Raw genomic sequence first — 24,196 nt, forward strand, 5'->3', positions numbered from 1 at the left:
GATTCATCGTGAAAAATATCTGATTATTCTTTTAACTCTCATACTTAACTCTAGATTGATGCAATAAAAATAACAAAGAAATAAGTAGAGAGAAAGATAAAAAGTGACCGATGACTCATTTGGGAAAATGAGGTAGAGGAAAAATGAACAATGATGTTCGATCAGTTACAACTTCAACAAAATTATCCATGCCATCCAATATTGGAACCTTTGAAAAAATAGGCCCAAATACTTGGAAATGGGCACTTTTATTCGCCTATTTCGCTATGGTCGTCGATGGCGTAGATATCATGTTGTTGTCCTATAGCTTAACCAGTTTAAAGGGTGAGTTTGCATTATCTACTTTTCAGGCTGGCGCCTTAGGCAGTGCCTCTCTGGCAGGTATGGGGATTGGTGGGATTCTAGGTGGATGGGCATGTGATAAGTTTGGCCGCGTACGTACCATTGCCAATTCTGTATCGTTTTTCTCAGTTGCAACATGTTTGTTAGGCTTTACCCAAAGTTTTGAACAATTTATGGCATTACGATTTATTGGTGCACTAGGGATTGGGGCGCTTTATATGGCATGCAATACCCTTATGGCTGAATATGTTCCTACAACGTATAGAACTACGGTATTGGGTACATTACAAACAGGGCAAACCGTTGGATATATTGTTGCTACATTATTAGCTGGTGCGATTATTCCTGATCATGGTTGGCGAGTCTTGTTTTTTATCACGGTTATTCCAGCATTTATCAATATTTTCTTGCAACGCTTTGTACCTGAACCAAAGTCTTGGCAGCTCAACAAAATCAATCAACTTCAAGGCAAAAAACCAGTTGAAGCTACAGTTCCCGAGAAAGCAAAAAGTGGCAGTATTTATAAACAAATTTTTGCCAACTTTAAGCACCGTAAAATGTTTTTATTGTGGATGACTACGGCCTTCTTCTTACAATTTGGTTACTACGGAATCAACAATTGGATGCCAAGTTATCTAGAAACAGAAGTGCATATGAACTTTAAAAACATGACCAGCTATATGGTGGGTTCATATACAGCAATGATTCTAGGCAAGATCTTAGCGGGATATTTGGCAGATAAATTTAATCGTCGTGCGGTATTTGTGTTCGGTACTATAGCCAGCGCTGTCTTCTTACCTGTGATTATTATCTTTAATACACCAGACAATATTTTGTACTTATTGATCACTTTTGGTTTCTTATATGGCATCCCTTATGGTGTAAATGCGACCTATATGGCGGAATCATTTTCTACCGATGTCCGAGGTACAGCAATTGGTGGTGCATATAACATTGGGCGAGTAGGCGCTGCAATTGCCCCAGCAACCATTGGTTTCCTTGCTTCGGGAGGTACATTTATGACGGCATTTATCGTGATGGGCGCAGCTTATTTTGTTGCAGGAGTATTACCTGGCTTATTTATCAAAGATCGTCAATATGATCCCCAACAACAATAGTCAACGCTTGTTTAGACAGATTCAGTAAATCGTAAAATTGAGGAGTATTCGCTTACTCCTTACATAGAGGTAAACATATGGGTGCATTACAAGGAATTCGAGTTTTAGATCTGAGTCGAGTACTGGCAGGTCCGTGGTGTGGACAAGTTCTTGCAGATCTAGGCGCCGAAGTGATTAAGATTGAACGCCCTAAAGTTGGTGATGATACCCGTATGTGGGGCCCGCCGTGGATGCTTGATCAACAGGGTAGAGCGACGCGAGAATCTGGATATTACCAATCTGCGAATCGCAATAAATCCTCAGTGGCAATTGATATGGCAACGCAGGATGGGCAGCGATTATTACAACACATGGTGAAAACCGCAGATATTGTGATTGAAAACTTTAAAGCAGGTTCATTGAAAAAATATGGATTGGATTATGAAACCCTCAAGCATATTAATCCAAAATTGATCTATTGCTCTATCACTGGTTTTGGTCAAGATGGGCCGCGTGCAGAAGAACCGGGTTATGACTTTATTATTCAAGGTATGTCTGGCTTGATGAGTATTACTGGTGAAAAAGAAGGTGAGTTAGGGGCAAGTTCACAAAAAGTTGGTGTGGCAGTGGTTGATATTCAGACTGGGCTATATGCAACAATTGCGATTCAGGCGGCACTGATTTCTCGACAGCAAACAGGTGTTGGACAATATATTGATATGTCTTTGTTAGATGTACAGGTTGCTGGGCTCGCCAACCAAGGTATGAACTATTTAAGTTCAGGTATCGCACCTCAACGAATGGGTAATCATCATCCCAATATTGTGCCTTATCAGACTTTTAAAGCGCAAGATAAGGAGTTTATTCTGGCCTGTGGCAATGATAAACAATTTAAAGATTTATGTATTGCCATTGGAAAACCTGAATTGTTAGATCAATCAAACTATCTCCGTAATCAAGATAGGGTGAAATATCGTCAAGAATTGGTTGCTTTGTTGTCTGAATATTTTTTATCAAATACCGCGAAGCATTGGGTCGATGCAATTCATGCAGTGAAAGTACCTGTTGGCGTGATTAATTCTGTTGCAGATGCTTTAGATGAACCCCAAATTCAATATCGTAAAATGGTGGTCAATATTCCACATACAGATAATCCTGATTTTAATGTGATTGGTTCACCGATTAAAATGACAGGAACACCTGTTGAATATCGTAATGCGCCACCACGCTTAGGAGAACATACCAAAGCGATTTTAGAAGAATTTTGTTCAGATGAAGAATTGTTACAGTTAAAACAACAAGGGGTTATTGAGGGTATTGGCTTATAGTTGGCTGATTTTAAAAAATATTGAAATCAACGCATAGGATCAATCAAAATTATGCCTTAATTGGGGTGTTTCAATGCCACATTAATCATCCAAACCCTCCTTTTAAGGAGGGGTGTTTCTGAATTATTGAAAATAACAATATGAAAGAATTACGCTGTAGTGGGAATAATCCGTTGTTGCATCAACACCTGTTGGGCAATATAAGGTTTTTCATCATCTTTGGGTTGAACTGCATGCCATTGATCATTGGCATCGAGTTCCCAAGCACGAATATTGTCCTTTAAATAACTGAGCAGCCCATATTCAATAATCTGTTTTTTAAGCTTTTTATCTTCAATCGGAAAGCAAGTTTCGACCCGAGAAAATAAGTTTCGACCCATCCAGTCAGCACTTGCGCAGTATAAGTCCTCATTGGCATCATTATAAAAATAATAAACACGAGTATGTTCTAGGAAGCGCCCGACAATAGAACGAACTTTAATATTTTCAGAAAGCCCTTCAATTTGTGGTCTTAAACAACAGATTGAACGGATAATCAGCTCTATTTTAACCCCAGCTTGAGATGCTTTATACAAAGCTGTAATCAGCTTAGGTTCAGTCAATGCATTGACTTTAATGATGATACGGGCTTTTTTACCCGCTTTTGCATGTGCTGTTTCTTGCTCAATCAAATGTAACAGCTGGGAGTGTAAGGTGAAGGGGGCATGAAAGAGTTTTTTTAGCTTTAACAATTTACCCATACCTGTCAGCTCTTGGAAGATTTTATGTACATCTTCACAAATTTCATCATTTGTGGTGAGTAAACCATAGTCGGTATACATCCGTGCATTTCCAGCATGGTAGTTGCCTGTGCCAAGGTGTACATAACGTTTGAGTTTATCGACTTCACGTCGCACAACTAAAATCATTTTGGCATGCGTTTTATAACCGACAATACCATACACCACAACTGCGCCAGCTTCTTGTAGAAGATTTGCGACGATAATATTGGATTCTTCATCAAAGCGCGCACGTAATTCGATAATCGCTGTAACTTCTTTCCCATTGCGAGCAGCTTCTGCCAGCACTTGTACAATTTCTGAGTCTGGGCCACTACGATATAAGGTTTGTTTAATTGCTAAAACATTGGGGTCTTTTGCCGCTTCTTTGAGTAGATTGATAACGGGCTGGAAAGAATCAAATGGATGATGTAATAGCAAATCTTGCTTGCTTAATATTTCAAATATTTTATTTGAATTTCTTAAGGCTTTGGGAATAACGGCTTGATAAGGCTTAAACCTTAATTCTGGAATATCAAAATCAGTAATCAGACGTGTTAAATTGACAGGACCATTCACTTGATAAAGATGCTGTGGATCTAAATCAAATTGTTCTAATAAATAATTATTAATTGAATTTGGGCAATTATCTGCGATTTCTAAACGAACTGCACGACCAAAACGACGTGAAGATAATTCATCTTTCAATGCGACTGCCAAATCATCGACATCTTCTGCCAAAGTTAAGTCAGCATTACGGGTAACACGGAATTGATAGCATCCTGTTGCTGTCATGCCGGGAAATAAATCACTGATATGCTGTTGGATAATCGCTGACAATAAAATGTAATGTTCTGCGCCGTCTGTGAGCTCGTTTGGTAAGCGTACAACACGCGGTAAGGAACGAGGTGCGGGTACAATGGCCAGTTCAATCTGGCGACCAAAAGCATCTTTTCCTTCTAAGGTGACAATAAAGTTTAAACTTTTATTGACCAAGCGTGGGAAAGGATGAGCAGGATCTAAGCTAATTGGTGTTACAACAGGTTGTACTTGTTTAAAAAAGTAATTTTTAATCCATTCCGCATGTTTTTCTAAAATGTCATTATATTGGATAAATTTGACGCCATAGTTTTCTAACTCAGGCAATAATACATGGTTTAAGGTGTCGTATTGCTCTTGAATCGCAAGATGTGCGTTATGTGAAATTTGCTCAAGAATGACTTCGTTTGGAATACCATCTGGCGCTGTGGTAATGGTTTTGAAGTCCAGTTGTTTCATTAATCCAGCGACACGAATTTCAAAAAACTCATCTAAATTACGTGAAAAAATAATGAGAAAATTCAATCGTTCAAGCAGAGGATGAGTTTCATCTTTTGCTTGGGCTAACACACGTTTATGAAATTCCAGTAAGGAAATTTCACGATTAATATAGCTGCTAGAGCTATGTTGAAATTCAGGCGTGGTTAAACTTTTTGAAGCGGGCATGATCTGCGTCATTTGAAACTGTCTTAACGACCTTGAAGGGCATAGTAAGTATTCTACATGACAAAATTGTTACAGATAGCTAAAATGTTAAAAATTGTCTTAATCTTAAACGATTAAAAAATATTAATTTTTTTAATCGTTTGATCAGCTATAAAAATAAAATCTGTTTAGACAAAATGCGAATTGATACAATGCACCAAGACAATATTATTACAAATTAAAATTTGCATTGCTCATTTTTGAGTTTTAGCTCATATGCTTTCTGTTCAGACATCAGTTTTATTTTTACATAATAAGGATTTTGACGTTGGAATTCATTTTCAAAAAGTAAATGACAATTTTCAAGCATTCCTTCCATCAAAAGTTGCTGAGTTTTTTCTTTACCCATGCTATTTGAAAACTGATTAAAATCTTTAGATGTAATTAAACCTTGCAAATCAATATGATCATGATACATATGAATTTTCTCAATCACTGTGTTTTGGTCGACTTGTACAGGCAGCACGCGAGAGTCTTCTTCACTTAACGCAGTTAAAACATCATCTAAATTTTGTTGATCTATAATTTTATAATGCTGTCCAATCAAATTCTTTTGAATCAAATAGTCATCTAATTCAGTTGCATAACTACTTTGAAAAATGAGTAAGCATAGTGACATTGCGAATAAAGGAATTATTTTAAATTTCATTTGAATTATACACATATTAAAAATATGGATTTTATTATACTGAAACAAAAAATAAGCACCAGTGTTGGTGCTTATTTATCTTAAAACAAAACAAATTAGTCTTTGTTTAAATTTTCATTGATTAAAAATTCAACCAAGGCTTTTTGTGCATGTAGGCGGTTTTCTGCTTCATCCCAAACCACAGCGTTTTTGTGATCTAGCATATTTTCAGAAACTTCTTCACCGCGATGTGCTGGTAGACAATGCATAAATAGACAATCTGGATGTGCTAAATCCATTAATTTTTCATTCACTTGATACGCAGCAAACGCTTTTTCACGAATTTTTTGTTCTTCTTCTTGGCCCATACTTGCCCAAACATCCGTCACGATTAGATCTGCATTGACCGCTGCATCTTCTGCTGATTCAAAAAGTTCTACGCAATGAGCAAATTCTGAAAGAAATTCAGGTTTTGGTTCATAACCTTTCGGTGATGCGATTTTTAACTTAAAGCCCCACATATGTGCAGCTTCAATATATGAATTACACATATTGTTGCCATCGCCAATCCAAGCCACAGTTTTGCCATTGATCGAACCACGATGTTCAACAAATGTTTGTACATCTGCAAGTAGCTGGCAAGGGTGGTGGTCATCAGTTAATGCATTGATAACTGGGACTGTTGAATATTCAGCAAAACGTTCAACAATATCATGACCAAATGTACGAATCATCACAATATCAAGCATGCTCGATATCACGCGTGCAGAATCTTCAATTGGCTCACCACGACCCAATTGGGTGTCGCGTGATGAAAGGAAAATTGCACTGCCTCCAAATTGGCTCATACCAGCTTCGAAAGATACACGAGTACGGGTACTCGACTTTTCAAAAATCATCCCCATGACTTTTCCAACAAAGGGTTGAAATACTTCGTTGTTGTGTTGTTTTCGCTTTAACTCTTGAGCACGTTCAATGATACGGTTAAGTTCAGCAGTGGATAAATCACGTAAAGTAAGAAAATGTCGTAGAGCCATGGTTACTCCACAATAATTGTTTAGTCAAAACCAACAGGGAAATTGACCAACAATTCATTGTTGGTGGTTGATGAAAATAAAAAGGAGAATCAGCTAATATACTATATGAATATGAAAACGCAAAAAAATTAGACCTTTTGATGGCCCTCTAAGAAGCGATCTACACAATAACTTACGCAATTGAATATTTCTTGATCAGATTCTTTGATTTCAATCCCCATTAAAATTCGCCATTCCAAATTTCTAAGAATTCCAAAATAAAATTGTGCTGAAAATAAAGGATTTGCACAGGTTAATATTTGATTTTCTACACAACGTTCCAAGGCACATGCAATAGAGTGTTGTACTTGCTTTGGTCCTTTTTCATGAATATAGACGGCCAATTGTGGGTCTTTTTGTGAACGTTCTAAGACCAAACGTATAAAAGCAATATTTTCAGGAATGATCATATGCTTATAAAAGTTAATCAAGGTATTGATCAAATATGCTCTGAGCTCATTCAACGCGGGGTTAAATGGAATGCAGATATCTTTAAAGAATAAATCACGACGATAGTCACAGATCGCTGTAAATAGACCTTCTTTACTACCAAAATATTTGTAAATCGAGGCTTTTGATCCGCCTGCATGATTCACGATGTCATCTAAAGATACCGCATCATAACCGTGCTCTAAAAAAAGATCGTTTGCACTAATCAGTAATGCCAAGCGACGTTCATGCCCACGTTTAGTTTGTGGAAAATCACATCCTGTAGCTTCAACTTGTGCTAAATCTTCGTTCATAAATTACTGAGGAAAAATGGGTTGTCACTATTATATCAAAGATGTCAATAAATTTCTTAGCAAACGTGCTATTGGAAAAAATGATAAAAAAAAGTGCATAAAAATGAAAAAATGAATCAAAATTCATTTTTCTTTGACTAAAGTTTTAGAGTAATATACCTAAATGGTCATATGCGAAATATAAATTATGGCTATACTCAAAACTCAATAAACAAGTGACCACTGTGGAAGGGAATATGACACAACAGACGTCTGCAGGCTTAAGATTTAGACAAGCTCTAGAAGTGGAAAAACCATTACAAATCATTGGTACAGTCAACGCTTATGCAGCGATGATGGCGAAACAGGTGGGTTATAAAGCCATCTATCTTTCAGGTGCTGGTGTGGCAAACTATTCTTATGGTTTACCTGATTTAGGGATGACCAGCTTAGACAACGTATTGGAAGATGTTCGTCGTATTACAGAACGTGTAGATACACCATTACTTGTTGATATCGATACAGGTTGGGGTGGTGCATTTAATATTGCACGGACAATTAAACAAATGATTAGTGCGGGTGCGGCAGCTGTCCATATTGAGGATCAAGTTGCACAAAAACGTTGTGGTCATCGTCCAAATAAAGAAATTGTTTCTCAACAAGAAATGGTTGATCGCATTAAAGCAGCAGTTGATGCAAAAACAGATTCGAACTTTGTTGTGATGGCACGTACAGATGCATTGCAAAAAGAAGGTTTGCAAGCCGTGATTGATCGTGCCTGTGCATGTGTCGAAGCTGGCGCAGATGCGATCTTTGCTGAAGCAATGACGGACATTACCATGTATAAAACAGTCTGTGATGCAGTAGGTGTTCCTGTTCTTGCAAATATTACAGAGTTTGGTGATACACCTTATTACACCACCCAAGAGTTAGCTGAACAGGGCATCAGCATGGTGCTATATCCATTGTCTGCAACACGTGCAATGCAAAAAGCAGCTCTCGAAGTTTTCCGTTCAATTCGTGAAAATGGTACACAAGTTAATGTACTGGATAGCATGCAACAACGAAAAGAACTTTACGAATTCCTTGATTATCATACTTTCGAAAACACTCTAGATAAACTGTTCACCCAGGAGAAATAATAAAATGGCTGAAGGAAAAGTACTTACAGGCGCAGGATTGCGTGGTCAAGTTGCAGGTAAAACAGCACTTTCTACAGTAGGTAAGAGTGGCGCAGGCTTAACTTATCGTGGTTATGATGTGCAAGACCTTGCAGAAAATTGCCAATTTGAAGAAGTCGCTTATCTTATTTTCTTTGGTGAATTGCCTACAGCAGAACAGTTGGCGACATATAAAGCCAAATTAAAATCACTTCGCCAATTACCACAAGCTTTAAAAGAAGTATTGGAGCGTATTCCTGCTGATTCACATCCAATGGACGTGATGCGTACAGGGGTTTCAATGTTAGGTAATCTGGAAACTGAAAAATCATTTGATCAACAGCAAGATGTGGCAGATCGTATTCTTGCAACTTTGCCAGCGATCATTTGTTATTGGTACCGTTTTAGTCATGATGGTGTACGTATTGAAGAAAATACTGAGGACGATTCAATCGGTGCACAATTCTTGCATTTACTGCGTGGTGAAAAGCCAAATGAATTACATGAACAAGTGATGAATGTTTCATTAATTCTTTATGCTGAGCATGAGTTTAACGCTTCAACATTTACTGCACGTGTATGTGCTTCAACATTGTCTGATATGCACTCGTGTATTACTGGCGCAATTGGTTCACTGCGTGGTCCTTTGCATGGTGGCGCAAATGAAGCTGCGATGGAAATGATTGAAAACTGGACATCTCCAGAACAAGCCGAACGTGAAATGCTGGGTAAACTGGAACGTAAAGAAAAGATCATGGGCTTTGGTCATGCGATCTATAAAGACAATGACCCGCGTAATGGCATCATCAAAATTTGGGCTGAGCGTTTAGCAAAAGATGTTGGTGATACAGTGCTTTACCCAGTATCAGTACGTTGCGAAGAAGTGATGTGGCGTGAGAAGAAATTGTTCTGTAATGCCGATTTCTTCCATGCATCTGCATATCATTTCATGGATATTGCAACAAAATTATTCACACCAATCTTTGTGATGTCTCGTGTTACGGGTTGGGCAGCGCATGTAATGGAACAACGTGCTGACAATCGTATTATTCGTCCAAGCGCAGATTATACTGGTCCAGAGCTCCGTAAAGTTGTACCGATCACTGAGCGCTCAGCGGCGTAATGCATTGATCAAGATTGATAAAAGCAGTAAAAATAAAGCCTCCTAAGAGGCTTTATTTATTGGGGAAGTTGACCGGTAGGAAATAAAACAACAGCTTCTTCACGGCTATATCCTTCATCAAAAGGTAAGCTGAGTGATTCAAAAGTAATCAGTGCACCTTTATGTTTTGGCAGTTCAAAAGCCTGTTTAAGTTTAATTTCTGGACTGTAACTGGTTAAATTCTGTTGAAGACTTTGATATTGCGGACTGGATATTGTAAATATCGAGCCATAAATTGTTTTAAATGAGTCAGAGCTTTCAGTATCAGAAGGTCTTTGTTCGAGTAGATTAACGTTAAAGTCTTGAAGCGCGATTTTTTTAAGCGGTTTGAGCTGAGTCTTTATGCTTGAAAGTTTTTGCTGAAAGCTTTGTTGATCTGTAATACCTGTAAAATTTTCATCGTATTTGAGCAGATCATAGCGTTTTTCACTCAGTGAATAGCGATAAACTCTTGGAATGTCATAGCTTGCTGAATTTTCAAGAATTAAAACCGCTTTTTTATCTGAATCATAGCCGAGGACTTCAAGTGAAATATTGCTATAACTTTTTGCAAAAGCGAGAGAACTAAAACTGAATAAGAGCGTCGATGTGATTATTTTTAACACGATTTATCCTCATTATTGTATTGGTAAGAGCAAAACAGTATCTTCAACATCATAGCCTGTTTCTTCTGGAATGCCGAAATATTTAACCACAATCAGCCGCTTATTCTGATTTGGCACGACATAGTTCTGAGTGATTTTTATTGTTTTAGCATACTGTATAGCTTGTTGGTTTTTGCTTTTTAAAGAAGCTGTTGTAACTTTGTATATGGTTTTATATTGAGGAATCTTTTGGGATTGATCATGCCAAGCAGGGACGTAATGAGTTTGACTTTGCACCACTTGAATTTTTGCTGTATTGGCATTTCCTATAAGTAACGGTGTTAAACGCTTTTTAATTTTATTTAGGTCTTTTTCAAACTGGATAGCATCTTGATCATAGTCAATTTTATGTGTTTTGGGATTGATATATAACGATTGTACTTCAATCAACTTGTCAGGTGTTTTACTGTTGAGTTGATAATAGTATAACTGTGGCAAGCGCCCACGCTCATCTTCATAGTGTCGTAACAGATAAAGTTTTTGTTGTTTTGCTTCATAACCCAATACTTCTATTGTTTGTCTACCACCGACAGTTGCATAACAATGTAATGACGTTGTAAGGATAGTGGTGGCGGTTATGTGTTTTAGAAATTTCATCCGCAAATATTCTTGATGTGTTTTAAGATATCTTGCTTAAATATTGTTTAGATTAAAATGGTGTTTGAGTAAAAATAAAAGCCAATATAAACTTAAAAAATGCGTAAGAAGCAAAAACAGAAGATTAGGCTTCTTTTAACTATTTAAATGCTAGATATAAAAAAGGAGATCATGTTGATCTCCTTAATGAAATTTCGTTTGCAAATAATTAGAAATGTTCAGCAGTTGCTAAGTTCCACATTCTAAAATAGAAATTTTCTTCATCTTTATTTTCACAACTGAGCAATTCACCATCTTTCATCCAAAAGTGCAATTGAGCATAGTTTTTGATTTCACGGTCATTGATTCGTTGTGCCAAATGATGTGCTTTAATCTCAGCAGGATGTTGTAAGCCAGCTGCAGCAATCATTTCCGCAAGCGCTTTTAAGGTGTTTTTTTGGAAACTAAATACACGATCTGCTTTAGACGGTACATCAAGTGCTTTTTGACGTTCTTTGTTCTGCGTTGCAACACCAACAGGACATTGGTTGGTATGACAACTTTGTGCTTGGATACAACCCACCGCAAACATAAAGCCACGTGCAGAATTGACCCAGTCGGCACCCATAGCCATCGTACTGGCAATATCAAAGGCACTGATAATTTTACCACTTGCACCAATCTTGATTTGAGAACGTAAACCTGCACCAATCAAGGTATTGTTTACAAATAGCAGGCCTTCACGTAAAGGCGTACCCATATGATCAATGAGCTCAATAGGGGCAGCACCTGTACCGCCCTCTGAACCATCAACCACGATAAAATCTGGAGTGATTTTGGTCAGCAGCATGGCTTTTACAATGCTCATAAATTGCCAAGGTTGTCCGATACACAATTTAAAACCAACCGGTTTGCCCTTGGATAGCTCACGTAATTGCTGAATAAAATGCATCATTTCAATAGGAGTGCTAAAAGCCGAATGTGTCGCTGGAGAAATACAATCCACGTCCATAGAAACACCGCGTATTTCGGCAATTTCTTTGGTGATTTTATCTTTAGGAAGAATACCGCCGTGTCCAGGTTTTGCCCCTTGTGACAGTTTGATTTCGATCATTTTGATCTGAGGCAAAGCTGCTTGTTGCTTAAATTTTTCAGGATCAAACTTACCATCTAAAGTACGGCAACCAAAATAGCCACTGGCAATTTCCCAAACAATATCACCACCCGGTTCAAGGTGATAAGGACTTAAGCTCCCTTCACCCGTGTCATGATAAAAGTTGCCTTTTTTTGCACCAGTATTTAAAGCAAGAATGGCATTTGCACTCAAACTACCAAAACTCATTGCTGAGATATTCATGATGGAAGCACTATAAGGTTGTGAGCATTGATCATTACCAATACTAATTCTAAATGTATTAAAATCAGCAGGTGTTTTGGGTGTCATCGAATGGGTTAAAAAACGATAGTCATCTTGATAGACATCAATAATTGAACCAAAAGGCTTATCTGCATTTTCATTTTTAGCACGTTGATAAACTAAGCTTCTTTGTGCACGTGAAAAAGGTAAGGCATCATCATCAGATTCAATGAAATATTGACGAATTTCAGGACGTATATCTTCAAAGAAAAATCGAAAATGTCCCATTAAAGGGTAATTTCTTAAAATAGAATGTTGTGTTTGGATGATATCGGCAAAGCCAATTGCGGCCAGTATGGATGAAATAATCCAAGCTAAATTCAGTACAGTATCTGAAAAAAAGTAATAAATATAATGACCTTCGTTAAAGAAAATAATCCAAGTCAAATATAAAGATACAAATATACAAAGGAACCAAACAGAATAACGGGAGAAAAAAGTATTGAGAAGTTGATGTCGAATTGCTTGAGCAGGACTTGCCATGAAGTAAATATCTCATTCTTTATATAGCGCTAAATTGCCCAAATTGATGAAAAAGCTCAAGTAATGATTTGTTAGACTTGAGAATGGTTCTAGATTAATAATTGAATGATTTATTTTCTAAACAATTTGAGTTAATTTAACTGAAATATTTATTCAATATGCGATGAAAACAAAAAGGAATCGAAAATGTTTGAAGAGTTTCTGACAAAATTGTTAAACCCAAGTATCAGTTTTTTAGCCATTTATGTTTCTGTAATCGTTGTTATTGCTTATATCGGGCTGTTCTTCCAGTTTTTTAAAATTAAAAATCTAAAGCAAGAAAATGAGACATTAAAGCATCAGTTAAGTTCTCAAGCTCACTCAAATATCAGCTTGAGCAAGGATGAGGGAACTATTTCTTAAAATTATGCTGAAAGTAAATTGATAGAAATAAAGCCTGAATTCTCAGGCTTTATTTGATAAGTTTTAATTATTTAGCTTTGAAATTTTGACAGTAATTATATGATCGACCTTACTTCTGATGTAGAACAGGAATTATTAACAGCAATGGACAACTATAAAGCCATTGCTGAAGTGCTTATTGATAAATTAATTACAGAAACAGACCAACCTGAAAAAGAAAAAATTAATGCAGGACACTATTACGAAATACAAGATGCTGATTTTTTAAATGGACAAAAAACGCTATCGGAAGATTGGTCTTTTTTTGTGCATGGAGAGCATTGTATGTTTGAGAATTTAATAACAGGGCAAATTCTTGAAGTTTCGCTTGGAAACAAAGAAAGTATTGGTAATCTTGATCCATATTTTTTTTATAATTTTATTAAGTCAACAGTTGAATTCAATCACTTAACAAAATACTTCGTTAATCCCTTTAGTAGTACTTTAGACTTTTTTGAAAAACTTGAACAACAAAAAATATTGACAGTAGATTTCGGAGTTTATCGAAAACTATGAGTAAAAAATAGTCTGATAAAAGGACAATAAAGTCACAGCAAAGTCTTCATCTCTAGTGGGATGAAGTGTTTACTTTTCTAATACCTATGAAAATTTATACTTTAGCAGAACTGAAGTGACTTAAACTCAATGCTTCGGTTAAGTCCTCAACCTCATTCAAATATCAGCTTAAGCAAGGATGAGGGAATTACTTCTTAAAAAATGGTGAAAGTGAATTGATAGAAATAAAGCCTAAATTTTCAGGCTTTATTTAAGCATTACATTGTTAGAGTTAGATTGCGAATTTTATTCGTCAGTTGGAACAAGCATCAAGATAGATTCATTTAATAATCCAGCAATGTCCTCTAATATTTCATCATCAGACAATTCATCATTGAGTTTGACACCTTGTCCATCTGCAATCTGCTTTAAATGGGGTGCAAATTGTTCAGAAATACAGATCGATTCACCATTTGCCCAGAATAATAATTCATGATCCTGTTGAAGATAAATTAATCGAGAGGCTGGCTCAATTTGTAGTAAATAGCCTTGGTCAAGAACTTCTTCTAAATCTCCAGTGCCAATCGCTTCAGCATCTGGAATATTTTCAGGGTACTTTGCTTCAGCCATTAGACTCATAATGGCATCTTCTAACACTTTAGAATTATTTAATTTTGCCAACAATTCAGTTTTTAAATAATCGAGTTCAGCTTGTGTTACTTGCCCAATCGGGTTTTGTTTATTCCGTAAGATGTCGATAAGCGGATTACGTAGTTGTTGGTCTTCGACAAATTTATCGCTGACACGATCCATCATGTCGGCAATATTTGGCATACGGAAACCAAAAGAGTAGGTTAGGCAATCATCTTCTGCGACACCGTAATGCGACAATCCTGGTGGGACATAAAGTAAATCGCCTGGCGCTAAAACTTCATCAAAATTGATCTCCATTTCTGGAAGTAGCTTTAATGGCTGCCCTTCAACAAATTCAGATTCAGCATCACACATTTGTCCAAGTTGCCAACGGCGGTGTCCATAACCTTGTACAAGAAATACATCATAAAAGTCAAAATGCTGACCTACAGAACCACCTTTAGCAGCATAAGAGACCATAATGTCATCACGACGCCACTGTGGAATAAAAGGAAATTTTTTCCAAAGTTCTGCTAAATCAAATGAATAATGATCTACAGCTTGAATCAATAAGGTCCAAAGCTTTGGCATTTTTTGAAAATCACCTTTGATGAGTGGTGATGATTTTACTGACCATTGATTTGGATCTTTGTCTTTTTGTTTAATTAGGCGTGCTGTGATGTTTTCATCCAGAGCAAGCTCCATGACGTCATCTGGAACAAGGATATTGGCAATTTCAGGTAAAGCATTACGAACCAATAAAGGTTTTTTTTGCCAGTATTCTGAGAGGAATTGTTCAGCAGTAATTCCGCCAAGAACATCTAAAGGTAGGGACATGAAAATAGCCTAAGCAAATTTGAATCTATAATATGGCTATTGTCTTATGTTAAGTAAAAGGGTGCAAGTTGATTTCTAAACCATAATTTTTAAATGTTGATAGCGGGTTTTGTTACATATACATTCAAAAGTTGAGTTGTTTCCAAATCATCCAAATTTAAATTACAACTTGCTACAAGCTGAATCAATCGGCTTCGCTTGTGAAATTTGATTAACTTTATTGCTACTTGAATAACAAATAAGATATATACAGATCTGTATAGATAAACAGATAAATTTTTAAGTACGTCGAGTTTAATTTAGAAAAACTTAACAATAACTTATGTTGAATAATATTTACTCTGCTTTTGAGCATCTTGGGTTATTTGCCCAAAAACGAGTTTTGCATATCCAATTTAGCAATCCTGATTTGACAGCCCAAGTGTTCCTTCAACGTATTGATGGAACACATGCCATTAACAATGGGGTCAGTTTACAACTGATTTGCTTGTCTATGTCAATGAGTATTCCCTTAAAGCAATTTATCGGTAGCCCAGTGGCTGTGGATATTGTGAATGATAAATCAGAACTCAATCGAATTTCAGGGGGTGTGACCCAAGCAGATGTGGGCGCGAGCGATGGTGCTCTGACGATTTACCGCTTGACTGTAGAAGATCCAACAGCTCTTTGGAAGCATCGTAGAAATTCTAGAGTATTTATGGCGAAGTCAGTTGTGGATATTATTCAAATAGTCTTCTCTGAGTGGTGTGATCGAACCCCATTGTTTGCTTCAAGTCTAACATTGGATAAAAGTGGCTTAATCAAAGACTACGATGTTAGACCATTCATTATGCAGAATAATGAACGAGACATAGATTTCCTTACTCGTTTGATGAGAAGTGAAAATATTAGCTGGTTGATTGATGAAGCACAGCTTAAAGTATCGAATTTCACGTCAGGCGACACATGAGTTGACATCGGTGTGTTCTATAAAACAAATAGTTAAATAGCTTCGCGACAACCAGTTTCATGAAAATACGACTGATAATATAACATTTTGTGAGGAAAACCATACATAAGATGAAATTTTGATGAGCGGCATGTTTTAATGCTTAATTTGAGTTGGAATATTGTGTTTAAATAATAATTTTTACCAAAGTTAAAATTTAACAGTGTAGTTGTGATTCAACACCCACCAGCAAATGTTGAAAGCTAAATATCAATGACTATTTTAACAAAAAATCCAAAAGAAGAGTGTCTTGATTTTCTTTAGTAACTATATAGTTTAAGGCTTAATGCAAATTAATAAAATTCAATCAACTATAAATAATTGATTTTTAAAATATTATAATTGATTGTGATTAGGTGATTACTCAGTTTGGGTTAGTCGTTAGTATCAGTTACGGCAATAAATAAGCGATTACACAAATAAATTAGATTGGAGTGCCTATTCTCTTTTAATTGACCACTATACATGCTAAATTGTGTTATCTATTAACACAAAAGAAGAGTCTTATGCCTAGAACAACAAGTGTAACTATTGGCTCACAACTTGATGAGTTTGTCACCACACTCATTGAATCGGGGCGTTATGGCTCAACGAGTGAAGTTATACGTTCAGCATTACGGTTATTAGAACACCAAGAGAATCAAGCGATGGCTCTAAGAAGGGCTATTGAAGAGGGTGATGAAAGTGGAGAAAGTGATCTCAACTTAAAAGATATAGCTGCCAAAGTTAAACTGAAACACAATGTATAAACTATCTAATTTGGCGGTAGAAGACTTTACAGCAATTTATGAATATACATTGCTTAACTTTGGTGTCATGCAAGCTGATAAGTACACTGAACATTTAGAGAGTACATTTAACCTTTTAGCCACTTCACCACTAATAGGGTATGAATGCGCAGAAATAGGAGCTAGTGTACGTCGGCATGATCATCATCAACATGCTGTTTTTTATCGCATCCAAGATCAAAATATTTTTATTATTAGAATACTTCATCAGCAAATGCACCCAATGAAGCACTTTTTTGATCTATAGAATAAGAGATTAGAGTGAGGTTACCTAGCTAATTATCCTAGAATTGCTGATATCAACTCTTGGTTATTTATAGAAATTTGCAAGGTACTCTTGCTTATTTCAGTTATTATTCCAATCTATTTATGTAAATTTTAGTAGAAACTATGAATAGCCACTGATTTTGTAGACACCATTTAGTTAAATTTGCTGATTTTTATGGAACAACCAACATTATTCCTAAAAAAGAAGGTTTAGAAGTAATTCTGACTTTAAAAAATGTAGGACCTTTTGATGTTACTTTAAGCAATCCCAAAGAATGGGAGGCAATACCGAAAGTCTGTGAAGAGGTAAATACCGATAAAACTTGGTATGAGGTTGTTTTTGGTGGGCTGTATAGGGATGTTTCATGGACAACAAGATTTGGTTTAGAAAACAAATATTTAATAAAAGACGAACTACAGCCTGATCAAGCACTTCATGACTATTTTATTGTTAAGTCCAACTCTGAAAGAACACTTCGCTTTTTAGTTCCTTATCAATATATTCAATTTCGATCTAATACGGGACTGATAGATGGTAATCGAACTAAAGAGGGTTATGTTTTATTAGACTATCAAGCAGGGGTGCTGGATAGCAGTTGGAGTATGTACATTAATTCTCAAGGGTTTTCCTCTAAACGTGTATGGAAAGCAGAAAAAACCTCAACAGTAAAATGCTGGATAAATTTACAATAATGCTAGCACCTTTAAACTCATAGAAAATTAATGATCAGAAACTATGATTAAGGCAGTTGAATTCCCAACTTTCTTAAAATTCCACATAACTGAATCATTGGCATACCCATCAAAGTGGTTTGGTCTTGCCCAATCATTTGCTCAAATAAACCAATACCAAGACTTTCACACTTAAAGCTACCCGCACAATGCAGAGGTTGATCAATTTCGATGTAACGCTCAATTTCAGCCAAAGTTAAGTCACGAAATTTCACATGATAATGCTCGACCAAGGTTTGTTCAAAACCAGAAGCCAAATGTTGCACACTTAAGGCAGTACTAAAAAAGACATTTTTGCCTGAATTGGCTTGTAGCTGTTGAATGGCTTTTTCTACAGATAGAGGTTTACCAATAAAATCTTGTGGTGCATGTTCACGCCAAGCTACCTGATCTGACCCAATCACAATTGCATTTGGATGTTCTTGAGCAATGATTCGGGCTTTTTCAAAAGCCAAGCGTTTAGCCAAATCATCGGCATGAGATTCACCCTGTGGTGATTCATCGATTTCAGGAGAGATACAATGATAGTCTAAGCGCAAACGATTCATTAAATCTTTACGGGTTTGGCTCGATGAAGCCAAAATAATTTCAGGGTGATTCATCTTTGAATAATTCATGCCTAATTATACAGCATATTCCATCAAGAGATCTAAGGGAACATACGCCAAAACAGCTTGATGACAGGCTTGTAGTTTTACACGAGGTGCCATGTCATTTTGATAGGCCTCAACCCAACGCGTCACACATAAACACCAAAAATCACCAGGTTGTAGTCCCGGAAAGCCGTGTTCTGGCAGCGGTGTAATTAGGTCATTTCCGACTTTTTGTGAAAAATTTAAAAATTCTGAAGTCATTTCAGCGCATACAGTGTGCTGACCGAGGTCGGTTGTTGCTGTATGGCAGAAACCATTACGAAAATAACCTGTGATTGGAGAAAAACAACAACTTGCTAAAGGTTCACCTAAGACATTTAAACCATTGATTTTAGGATCGGGATGAAAAGACATAAGCGTATAGAATTTAAAAGTTCGCCCTATAATAATCAAATCTCAACTTTTCTACAGCTTTTCTACAAAAGTATCTAACCTTTTTTTGTGTAATCATTTAGAATCTACGCGATTTTTAATATCTATAAGAGAGCTATACATGAATTTTCAGCGTATGACTGACCTCGATTTAGCAGGCAAGCGTGTACTTATTCGTGAAGACTTAAACGTACCTGTTAAAAATGGTGTGATTACAAGTGATGCGCGTTTACGTGCTGCATTACCGACAATTAAATTGGCACTTGAGAAAGGTGCTGCGGTCATGGTGTATTCTCATCTTGGTCGTCCCGTTGAAGGTGAGCCAAAAGCGGAACAATCATTAGCTCCTGTAGCTGCTTATTTAACTGAGGCACTTGGTCAAGACGTTAAATTATTTACAGATTATTTAGATGGTGTTGAAGTTGCAGCAGGGCAAGTGGTATTACTTGAAAACTGTCGTTTCAATGTAGGTGAAAAGAAAAATAATGCTGAACTTTCAGCAAAATATGCAGCGCTTTGTGATGTATTTGTGATGGATGCATTTGGTACAGCGCATCGTGCAGAAGCATCAACTGAAGGCGTAGCACGCTTAGCAAAAGTTGCAGCAGCGGGCCCTTTGCTTGCAGCTGAATTAGATGCTTTAGGTCGTGCGTTGCAAACACCTGAAAAACCAATGGTTGCAATTGTTGCTGGTTCTAAAGTTTCTACTAAACTTGATGTTTTAACTTCGCTTTCTGATATTTGTGATCAATTGATTGTTGGTGGTGGTATTGCCAATACATTCTTAGCCGCAGCTGGCTTCAATGTCGGTAAATCATTGTGTGAACATGATTTGATTGACACAGCGAAAGCGATTGCGGCAAAAGTATCAGTTCCACTTCCAACAGATGTTGTTGTGGCAGATGCCTCTGCAATCGACTTTGCCGATTTCTTGGGTTCATTGGCAAATGCTAAAGCAACAGTAAAAAAAGTTGAAGATGTTGCAGACAATGACATGATCTTAGATGTCGGTCCTGAAACTGCAAAAGCTTTTGCAGAAATTTTAAAAACTTCTAAAACTATCCTTTGGAATGGTCCAGTTGGCGTGTTTGAAGTGGATCAATTTGGCGAAGGTACAAAAACACTTTCTTTAGCGATTGCGGAATCTGAAGGATTCTCTATTGCAGGTGGTGGTGATACTTTAGCGGCAATTGATAAATACCAAGTTGCAGACAAAATTGGTTATATTTCAACTGGTGGTGGTGCATTCCTTGAATTTGTTGAAGGTAAAACACTTCCTGCAGTAGCAGTATTGCTTGAACGTGCTTAATTGAAAAATTATTTTAATTATGACGTTTATATGAAAGGCTGACCTCGTGTCAGCCTTTTTTATCTGAGAGATTCATTGTAAAGTAATAAAAATGAAATATAACTGCAATAAACTAGATCAAATCCAATCACCAACACTGGGAAATGTGATGAAATTTAAATTTACACTTGCAGCACTTCTTATTGCTCCTTTGGCATTTACTGCATGTTCTAAACAAGAAAAAGCACCAGCCTCAGAACAAACATCTTCTTCTGAAGCTGTTTCAGCAGAATCAGCAAATACATCTGCAGAACAACAAGCAGTGATTGATGCACTTGATCAACCTGTTTTGGATGAAAAAAATACAGATGTTCCAGCTGAAAAAGCAAACGCTCCAGCGGATGCGGCTACACCAGCGACTGAAGAAGAAGCACCTAAAGCTCAATAATCTTTCTAAATGTTGTTATTTGTTAAAAGTCCTCGCAAACGCGGGGATTTTTTATGAAATAGTCAATATTGTTGCTGAATTGAAATAAAGCAACATGTAGAATATGGGGCATTACTTGGGAGGATATTATGGCTCTTATCTCATTGCGCCAACTCTTGGATCATGCCGGTGAACATAGTTACGGCGTTCCAGCGTTTAATGTGAACAACTTAGAACAAATGCGCGCAATTATGTTAGCCGCTGACGCAACAAATTCACCTGTAATTGTGCAAGCTTCGGCTGGTGCACGAAAATATGCAGGTGCTCCATTTTTACGTCATTTAATTTTAGCTGCAATTGAAGAATGGCCACATATTCCAGTGGTAATGCATCAAGATCACGGTACAAGCCCAGATGTTTGTCAACGTTCGATCCAGCTTGGATTTTCATCTGTAATGATGGATGGTTCTTTAGGTGCAGATGGTAAAACACCAACGTCTTATGAATATAACGTTGATGTAACTCGTCGTACTGTTGAAATGGCACATGCATGTGGCGTTTCTGTAGAAGGCGAAATTGGCTGTTTGGGTAGCCTTGAAACAGGTTTGGCTGGTGAAGAAGATGGTGTTGGTGCAGAAGGTGTACTTGATCATTCTCAACTTCTCACTTCTGTTGAAGAAGCTCGTCAATTCGTTGCAGATACCAATGTTGATGCTTTAGCAATTGCAGTCGGTACTTCTCATGGTGCGTACAAGTTTACTCGTCCACCTACAGGCGATATCTTGGCAATTGACCGTATTAAAGAAATTCATGCGGCACTTCCAAATACTCATCTTGTTATGCATGGTTCAAGCTCGGTACCACAAGAATGGTTGGCGATTATTAACCAATATGGTGGTGACATCAAAGAAACTTATGGTGTTCCAGTTGAACAGTTGGTTGAAGCAATCAAGCATGGTGTACGTAAAATCAACATCGATACAGATTTACGTTTAGCATCTACAGGTGCAATGCGCCGTATGATGGCTGAAAAACCAAGTGAATTTGACCCACGTAAATTCTTCGGTGAAACTGTTGAAGCAATGAAACAAATCTGTGTAGATCGCTATACAGCATTTGGTACTGCGGGTAATGCAGACAAGATTCGCCCAATTTCTTTAGAAAAAATGGTTGATCGTTATAAATAATCTTTAATGGTTGTTGATTACCTAAAAGCCCACTCACGCTAGTGGGCTTTTTCTTGAATCATAGGAACACGGTTCCGCATAAATTTTGCGATGATTGGTGAGATAAGAAGTAAATTATGGAACTCATATTTTCAGCAGCACTTTGTAGTGTGCTGGTTTCAATGCTTTTAAAATGGACCAAACAAAAAGGTTTTGATGCATTGCAAATGATTGCTTGGAATTATGCAATCGCCAGTATATTGAGCTACATCTGGTTTAAGCCTGATTTGGCTCATATTTCAATTTCAAATACGCCGTGGTGGTTGATTTTTGGTTTAGGTGTTGTATTACCCAGTATTTTTTTATGTCTAGCAAAATCATTAAATAGTGCAGGAATTTTAAAAACTGAAATTGCACAACGATTATCTGTGGTTTTATCATTATTGGCTGCATATTTTTTATTCCAAGAGCAATTTAATCAATTAAAAATGCTTGGTATCGGTTTGGGTATCGTGGCAGTTTTATGTATTGTACTTTCCCAGTCGAGTCCATCAAATTCATCCCTCAATCAGAAAGGGATCCTTTATTTACTCAGTGTTTGGGTAGGTTATGCTTTGGTTGATGTTTTATTGAAATATACAACCAGTCTGGGCTTACAGTTTCCTGTTACATTAACCTTGATGTTTATCTGTTCATTCCTATTATCTGTCGCTTATTTACTGATTCGAAAAACTCAGTGGAAGCTTCAGAACAGTATTGCTGGTTTGGCTTTGGGGATTTTAAATTTTGCCAATATTGCTTTATATGTCAAAGCGCATATTTTATTAAAAGATTCTCCAGCCATCGTTTTTGCAGGGATGAATATCCTTGTGGTGTTATTTGGGGTCATTGCAGGGCTGTTAATTTTTAAAGAAAAGCTTAAAGTGATTACCGCTCTAGGACTGGTTTTAGGTTTGGCTGGAGTGGTATGTTTAGCCTTGGCAATATAATGATTTAAGAGAATGAAAGATTAAAATGATAAGAATACTATTCATAATACTGGGTACATTTATCATGATAGATGTTTTTGCAGCAAATTTAACATTGGTGAAGACTGAACAAGAAAAAGGAGATCGTGATAATCCTTCCATCACGACTTATACCTATAAAGCAATATCTCCTTTAGTTGTTGAATCTTTATATGGTTATGATGCAGATTATGGTGAGAATAATTTAAAAATTCAATTTTTAGATCAAGATACTCAAGGAACATATTTAGGTCATACACGTTTTTTAGTTGATGATGAGTCAAAAAAATACGTTAAATTATTAAAATTCCCCAGTGTTCCGTTAAAACATGGATGCTTTTATCAAGCTCAGGCAGAGATTCTTCTTGATGATGTTTTCGTTTCTAGAAACGATTTAAGCAGTTCATCATTTGGGAGTGCTTTTATTCAGAATATAAAACCATTATCAGATGTAAAATTAAAGTGTGATATATATTGATGCTGATCACTTTACAATGACATCAAACGGTAAATTTATAGATTAACTTGGTGGATATGAGATGGATGCATTTGAACAATTATTTATTCATTTAGATTTACAACTAAATAATATTCGCTTAGTACCACTGTCTTTTGAACACGAGCAAGGACTCGCTGAAGCGTGTCGTGATGGTGAATTGTGGAATTTACGAATTACCTCTACACCACATTACACAGAAGTTAAAAATTATATTGAAAAAGCATTGATCCAAAAAACACAGGGCAGCCGTTATCCCTTTGTTGTCATAGAGCAAAGCTCAGGGAAAGTCTTGGGAACGACCAGTTATCACGATATTTTATTAAACGTAAAACGTTTTGAAATCGGCTATACATGGTATGCACAATCGGCACAACGGACCCATGTCAATACAAGCTGTAAACTATTGCTATTAGGGTTCGCTTTTGAACAACTTCAGGCCAATACCGTGGCGTTGCGGACTGATCAATTTAATTTTAAAAGCCAAAAAGCCATTGAACGTTTAGGTGCTAAAAAAGATGGCATTATTCGGGGTGATCAAATGCGTAAAGATGGTACGATTCGAGATACGGTGTTGTACAGTATTGCGCAAGGTGAGTGGAACAATGTAAAAGCACATTTACAAGATATGTTGGCACATTATAAAAAATAACTATTTTGTTGAATTATATTCGATTCAAGGGCATGCA

General features: G+C 36.8%; 24 protein-coding genes and 1 pseudogene. 15 read left to right on the top strand and 10 right to left on the bottom strand.

Annotated elements, in window-relative coordinates:
• Positions 1-143: 143 nt before the first annotated feature.
• Together ASC84_RS01370 and ASC84_RS01375 are read left to right on the top strand one after the other, a co-directional pair.
• The gene (locus tag ASC84_RS01370; protein WP_056510935.1) at positions 144-1,460 is read left to right on the top strand and encodes an MFS transporter; all 1,317 of its coding nucleotides are present in this window, start codon (positions 144-146) and stop codon (positions 1,458-1,460) included.
• A gap of 77 nt (positions 1,461-1,537) precedes the next feature.
• The gene (locus ASC84_RS01375; protein WP_056510940.1) at positions 1,538-2,767 is read left to right on the top strand and encodes a CaiB/BaiF CoA-transferase family protein; all 1,230 of its coding nucleotides are present in this window, start codon (positions 1,538-1,540) and stop codon (positions 2,765-2,767) included.
• A 149-nt stretch (positions 2,768-2,916) separates the two neighbouring features.
• Here ASC84_RS01375 and ppk1 read toward each other — a convergent pair whose 3' ends face one another.
• From ppk1 to ASC84_RS01395, 4 genes are all read right to left on the bottom strand, one after another.
• Complete coding sequence (ppk1, locus tag ASC84_RS01380; protein WP_004720708.1) at positions 2,917-5,022, bottom strand: polyphosphate kinase 1; 2,106 nt, start codon at positions 5,020-5,022, stop codon at positions 2,917-2,919.
• Positions 5,023-5,227: 205 nt separating this feature from the next.
• Positions 5,228-5,698, bottom strand: a complete 471-nt coding sequence (locus tag ASC84_RS01385; RefSeq protein ID WP_056510942.1) for a hypothetical protein — start codon at positions 5,696-5,698, stop codon at positions 5,228-5,230.
• Positions 5,699-5,793: 95 nt separating this feature from the next.
• Positions 5,794-6,714, bottom strand: coding sequence for an ornithine carbamoyltransferase (gene argF / locus ASC84_RS01390; protein WP_004720705.1), 921 nt, complete (start codon positions 6,712-6,714; stop codon positions 5,794-5,796).
• Positions 6,715-6,842: 128 nt separating this feature from the next.
• Positions 6,843-7,496: a TetR/AcrR family transcriptional regulator gene (locus tag ASC84_RS01395; RefSeq protein WP_004720703.1), complete on the bottom strand. Its 654-nt coding sequence runs from the start codon at positions 7,494-7,496 to the stop codon at positions 6,843-6,845.
• Positions 7,497-7,732: 236 nt separating this feature from the next.
• On the opposite strand from ASC84_RS01395, the gene prpB reads away from it, so the two are divergent.
• Together prpB and prpC are read left to right on the top strand one after the other, a co-directional pair.
• The gene (prpB, locus tag ASC84_RS01400) at positions 7,733-8,617 is read left to right on the top strand and encodes a methylisocitrate lyase (RefSeq protein ID WP_004720700.1); all 885 of its coding nucleotides are present in this window, start codon (positions 7,733-7,735) and stop codon (positions 8,615-8,617) included.
• A 4-nt stretch (positions 8,618-8,621) separates the two neighbouring features.
• Entirely contained in the window at positions 8,622-9,758 is a 1,137-nt protein-coding gene (gene prpC / locus ASC84_RS01405) for a 2-methylcitrate synthase (protein WP_056510945.1), read from the top strand.
• A gap of 56 nt (positions 9,759-9,814) precedes the next feature.
• On the opposite strand, the gene ASC84_RS01410 is transcribed toward prpC, so the two are convergent.
• The 3 genes from ASC84_RS01410 to ASC84_RS01420 form a co-directional block, all read right to left on the bottom strand.
• Entirely contained in the window at positions 9,815-10,402 is a 588-nt protein-coding gene (locus ASC84_RS01410) for a hypothetical protein (RefSeq protein ID WP_056510946.1), read from the bottom strand.
• 12 nt (positions 10,403-10,414) lie between these two features.
• On the bottom strand, positions 10,415-11,038 hold the full coding sequence (locus ASC84_RS01415) for a hypothetical protein (RefSeq protein ID WP_056510949.1): 624 nt from the start codon (positions 11,036-11,038) through the stop codon (positions 10,415-10,417).
• Between the two features lie 208 nt (positions 11,039-11,246).
• Positions 11,247-12,917, bottom strand: a complete 1,671-nt coding sequence (locus ASC84_RS01420; RefSeq protein WP_056510953.1) for an FMN-binding glutamate synthase family protein — start codon at positions 12,915-12,917, stop codon at positions 11,247-11,249.
• Positions 12,918-13,103: 186 nt separating this feature from the next.
• On the opposite strand from ASC84_RS01420, the gene ASC84_RS01425 reads away from it, so the two are divergent.
• Together ASC84_RS01425 and ASC84_RS01430 are read left to right on the top strand one after the other, a co-directional pair.
• Positions 13,104-13,319, top strand: coding sequence for a hypothetical protein (locus ASC84_RS01425; RefSeq protein ID WP_056510956.1), 216 nt, complete (start codon positions 13,104-13,106; stop codon positions 13,317-13,319).
• A gap of 99 nt (positions 13,320-13,418) precedes the next feature.
• The gene (locus ASC84_RS01430) at positions 13,419-13,874 is read left to right on the top strand and encodes a hypothetical protein (protein WP_056510959.1); all 456 of its coding nucleotides are present in this window, start codon (positions 13,419-13,421) and stop codon (positions 13,872-13,874) included.
• Between the two features lie 285 nt (positions 13,875-14,159).
• Here the strand turns inward: ASC84_RS01430 and ASC84_RS01435 are convergent, their stop codons facing one another.
• Positions 14,160-15,323 carry a cupin domain-containing protein gene (locus ASC84_RS01435; RefSeq protein WP_056510961.1) on the bottom strand — a complete coding sequence of 388 codons (1,164 nt, stop codon included), beginning with the start codon at positions 15,321-15,323 and terminating at the stop codon, positions 14,160-14,162.
• A gap of 322 nt (positions 15,324-15,645) precedes the next feature.
• On the opposite strand from ASC84_RS01435, the pseudogene ASC84_RS01440 reads away from it, so the two are divergent.
• The 3 genes and pseudogenes from ASC84_RS01440 to ASC84_RS01450 all read left to right on the top strand — a co-directional run.
• A pseudogene (locus tag ASC84_RS01440) lies at positions 15,646-16,248 on the top strand (phage late control D family protein); the annotation flags it as partial.
• A 569-nt stretch (positions 16,249-16,817) separates the two neighbouring features.
• On the top strand, positions 16,818-17,060 hold the full coding sequence (locus ASC84_RS01445; RefSeq protein WP_056510966.1) for a type II toxin-antitoxin system ParD family antitoxin: 243 nt from the start codon (positions 16,818-16,820) through the stop codon (positions 17,058-17,060).
• On the top strand, positions 17,053-17,346 hold the full coding sequence (locus ASC84_RS01450) for a type II toxin-antitoxin system RelE/ParE family toxin (protein WP_056510969.1): 294 nt from the start codon (positions 17,053-17,055) through the stop codon (positions 17,344-17,346). The genes ASC84_RS01445 and ASC84_RS01450 overlap by 8 nt, the downstream gene beginning before the upstream one ends.
• A 760-nt stretch (positions 17,347-18,106) precedes the next feature.
• Here ASC84_RS01450 and ASC84_RS01455 read toward each other — a convergent pair.
• Together ASC84_RS01455 and ASC84_RS01460 are read right to left on the bottom strand one after the other, a co-directional pair.
• Positions 18,107-18,700: a nucleoside triphosphate pyrophosphatase gene (locus tag ASC84_RS01455; RefSeq protein WP_056510972.1), complete on the bottom strand. Its 594-nt coding sequence runs from the start codon at positions 18,698-18,700 to the stop codon at positions 18,107-18,109.
• A gap of 21 nt (positions 18,701-18,721) precedes the next feature.
• On the bottom strand, positions 18,722-19,105 hold the full coding sequence (locus tag ASC84_RS01460) for a DUF2237 family protein (protein ID WP_004720680.1): 384 nt from the start codon (positions 19,103-19,105) through the stop codon (positions 18,722-18,724).
• Between the two features lie 139 nt (positions 19,106-19,244).
• Here ASC84_RS01460 and ASC84_RS01465 point away from each other — a divergent pair, with 139 nt between their 5' ends.
• The 6 genes from ASC84_RS01465 to ASC84_RS01490 all read left to right on the top strand — a co-directional run bounded on the left by ASC84_RS01465 (position 19,245) and on the right by ASC84_RS01490 (position 24,159).
• Complete coding sequence (locus tag ASC84_RS01465) at positions 19,245-20,432, top strand: phosphoglycerate kinase (RefSeq protein WP_004720679.1); 1,188 nt, start codon at positions 19,245-19,247, stop codon at positions 20,430-20,432.
• Between the two features lie 148 nt (positions 20,433-20,580).
• Positions 20,581-20,859, top strand: coding sequence for a hypothetical protein (locus ASC84_RS01470; protein ID WP_056511874.1), 279 nt, complete (start codon positions 20,581-20,583; stop codon positions 20,857-20,859).
• Between the two features lie 128 nt (positions 20,860-20,987).
• Positions 20,988-22,025 carry a class II fructose-bisphosphate aldolase gene (gene fba / locus ASC84_RS01475; RefSeq protein WP_004720677.1) on the top strand — a complete coding sequence of 346 codons (1,038 nt, stop codon included), beginning with the start codon at positions 20,988-20,990 and terminating at the stop codon, positions 22,023-22,025.
• Positions 22,026-22,141: 116 nt separating this feature from the next.
• Complete coding sequence (locus ASC84_RS01480; protein WP_056510974.1) at positions 22,142-22,993, top strand: DMT family transporter; 852 nt, start codon at positions 22,142-22,144, stop codon at positions 22,991-22,993.
• Positions 22,994-23,057: 64 nt separating this feature from the next.
• The gene (locus ASC84_RS01485; protein WP_056510977.1) at positions 23,058-23,489 is read left to right on the top strand and encodes a hypothetical protein; all 432 of its coding nucleotides are present in this window, start codon (positions 23,058-23,060) and stop codon (positions 23,487-23,489) included.
• A 61-nt stretch (positions 23,490-23,550) separates the two neighbouring features.
• A complete protein-coding gene (locus ASC84_RS01490) occupies positions 23,551-24,159 on the top strand; it encodes a GNAT family N-acetyltransferase (protein ID WP_056510979.1) in 609 nt (202 codons plus the stop codon).
• The last annotated feature ends 37 nt before the right edge of the window (positions 24,160-24,196 follow it).

This window comes from Acinetobacter sp. Root1280 (assembly GCF_001425285.1).
GTDB classification, from domain to species: domain Bacteria; phylum Pseudomonadota; class Gammaproteobacteria; order Pseudomonadales; family Moraxellaceae; genus Acinetobacter; species Acinetobacter guillouiae.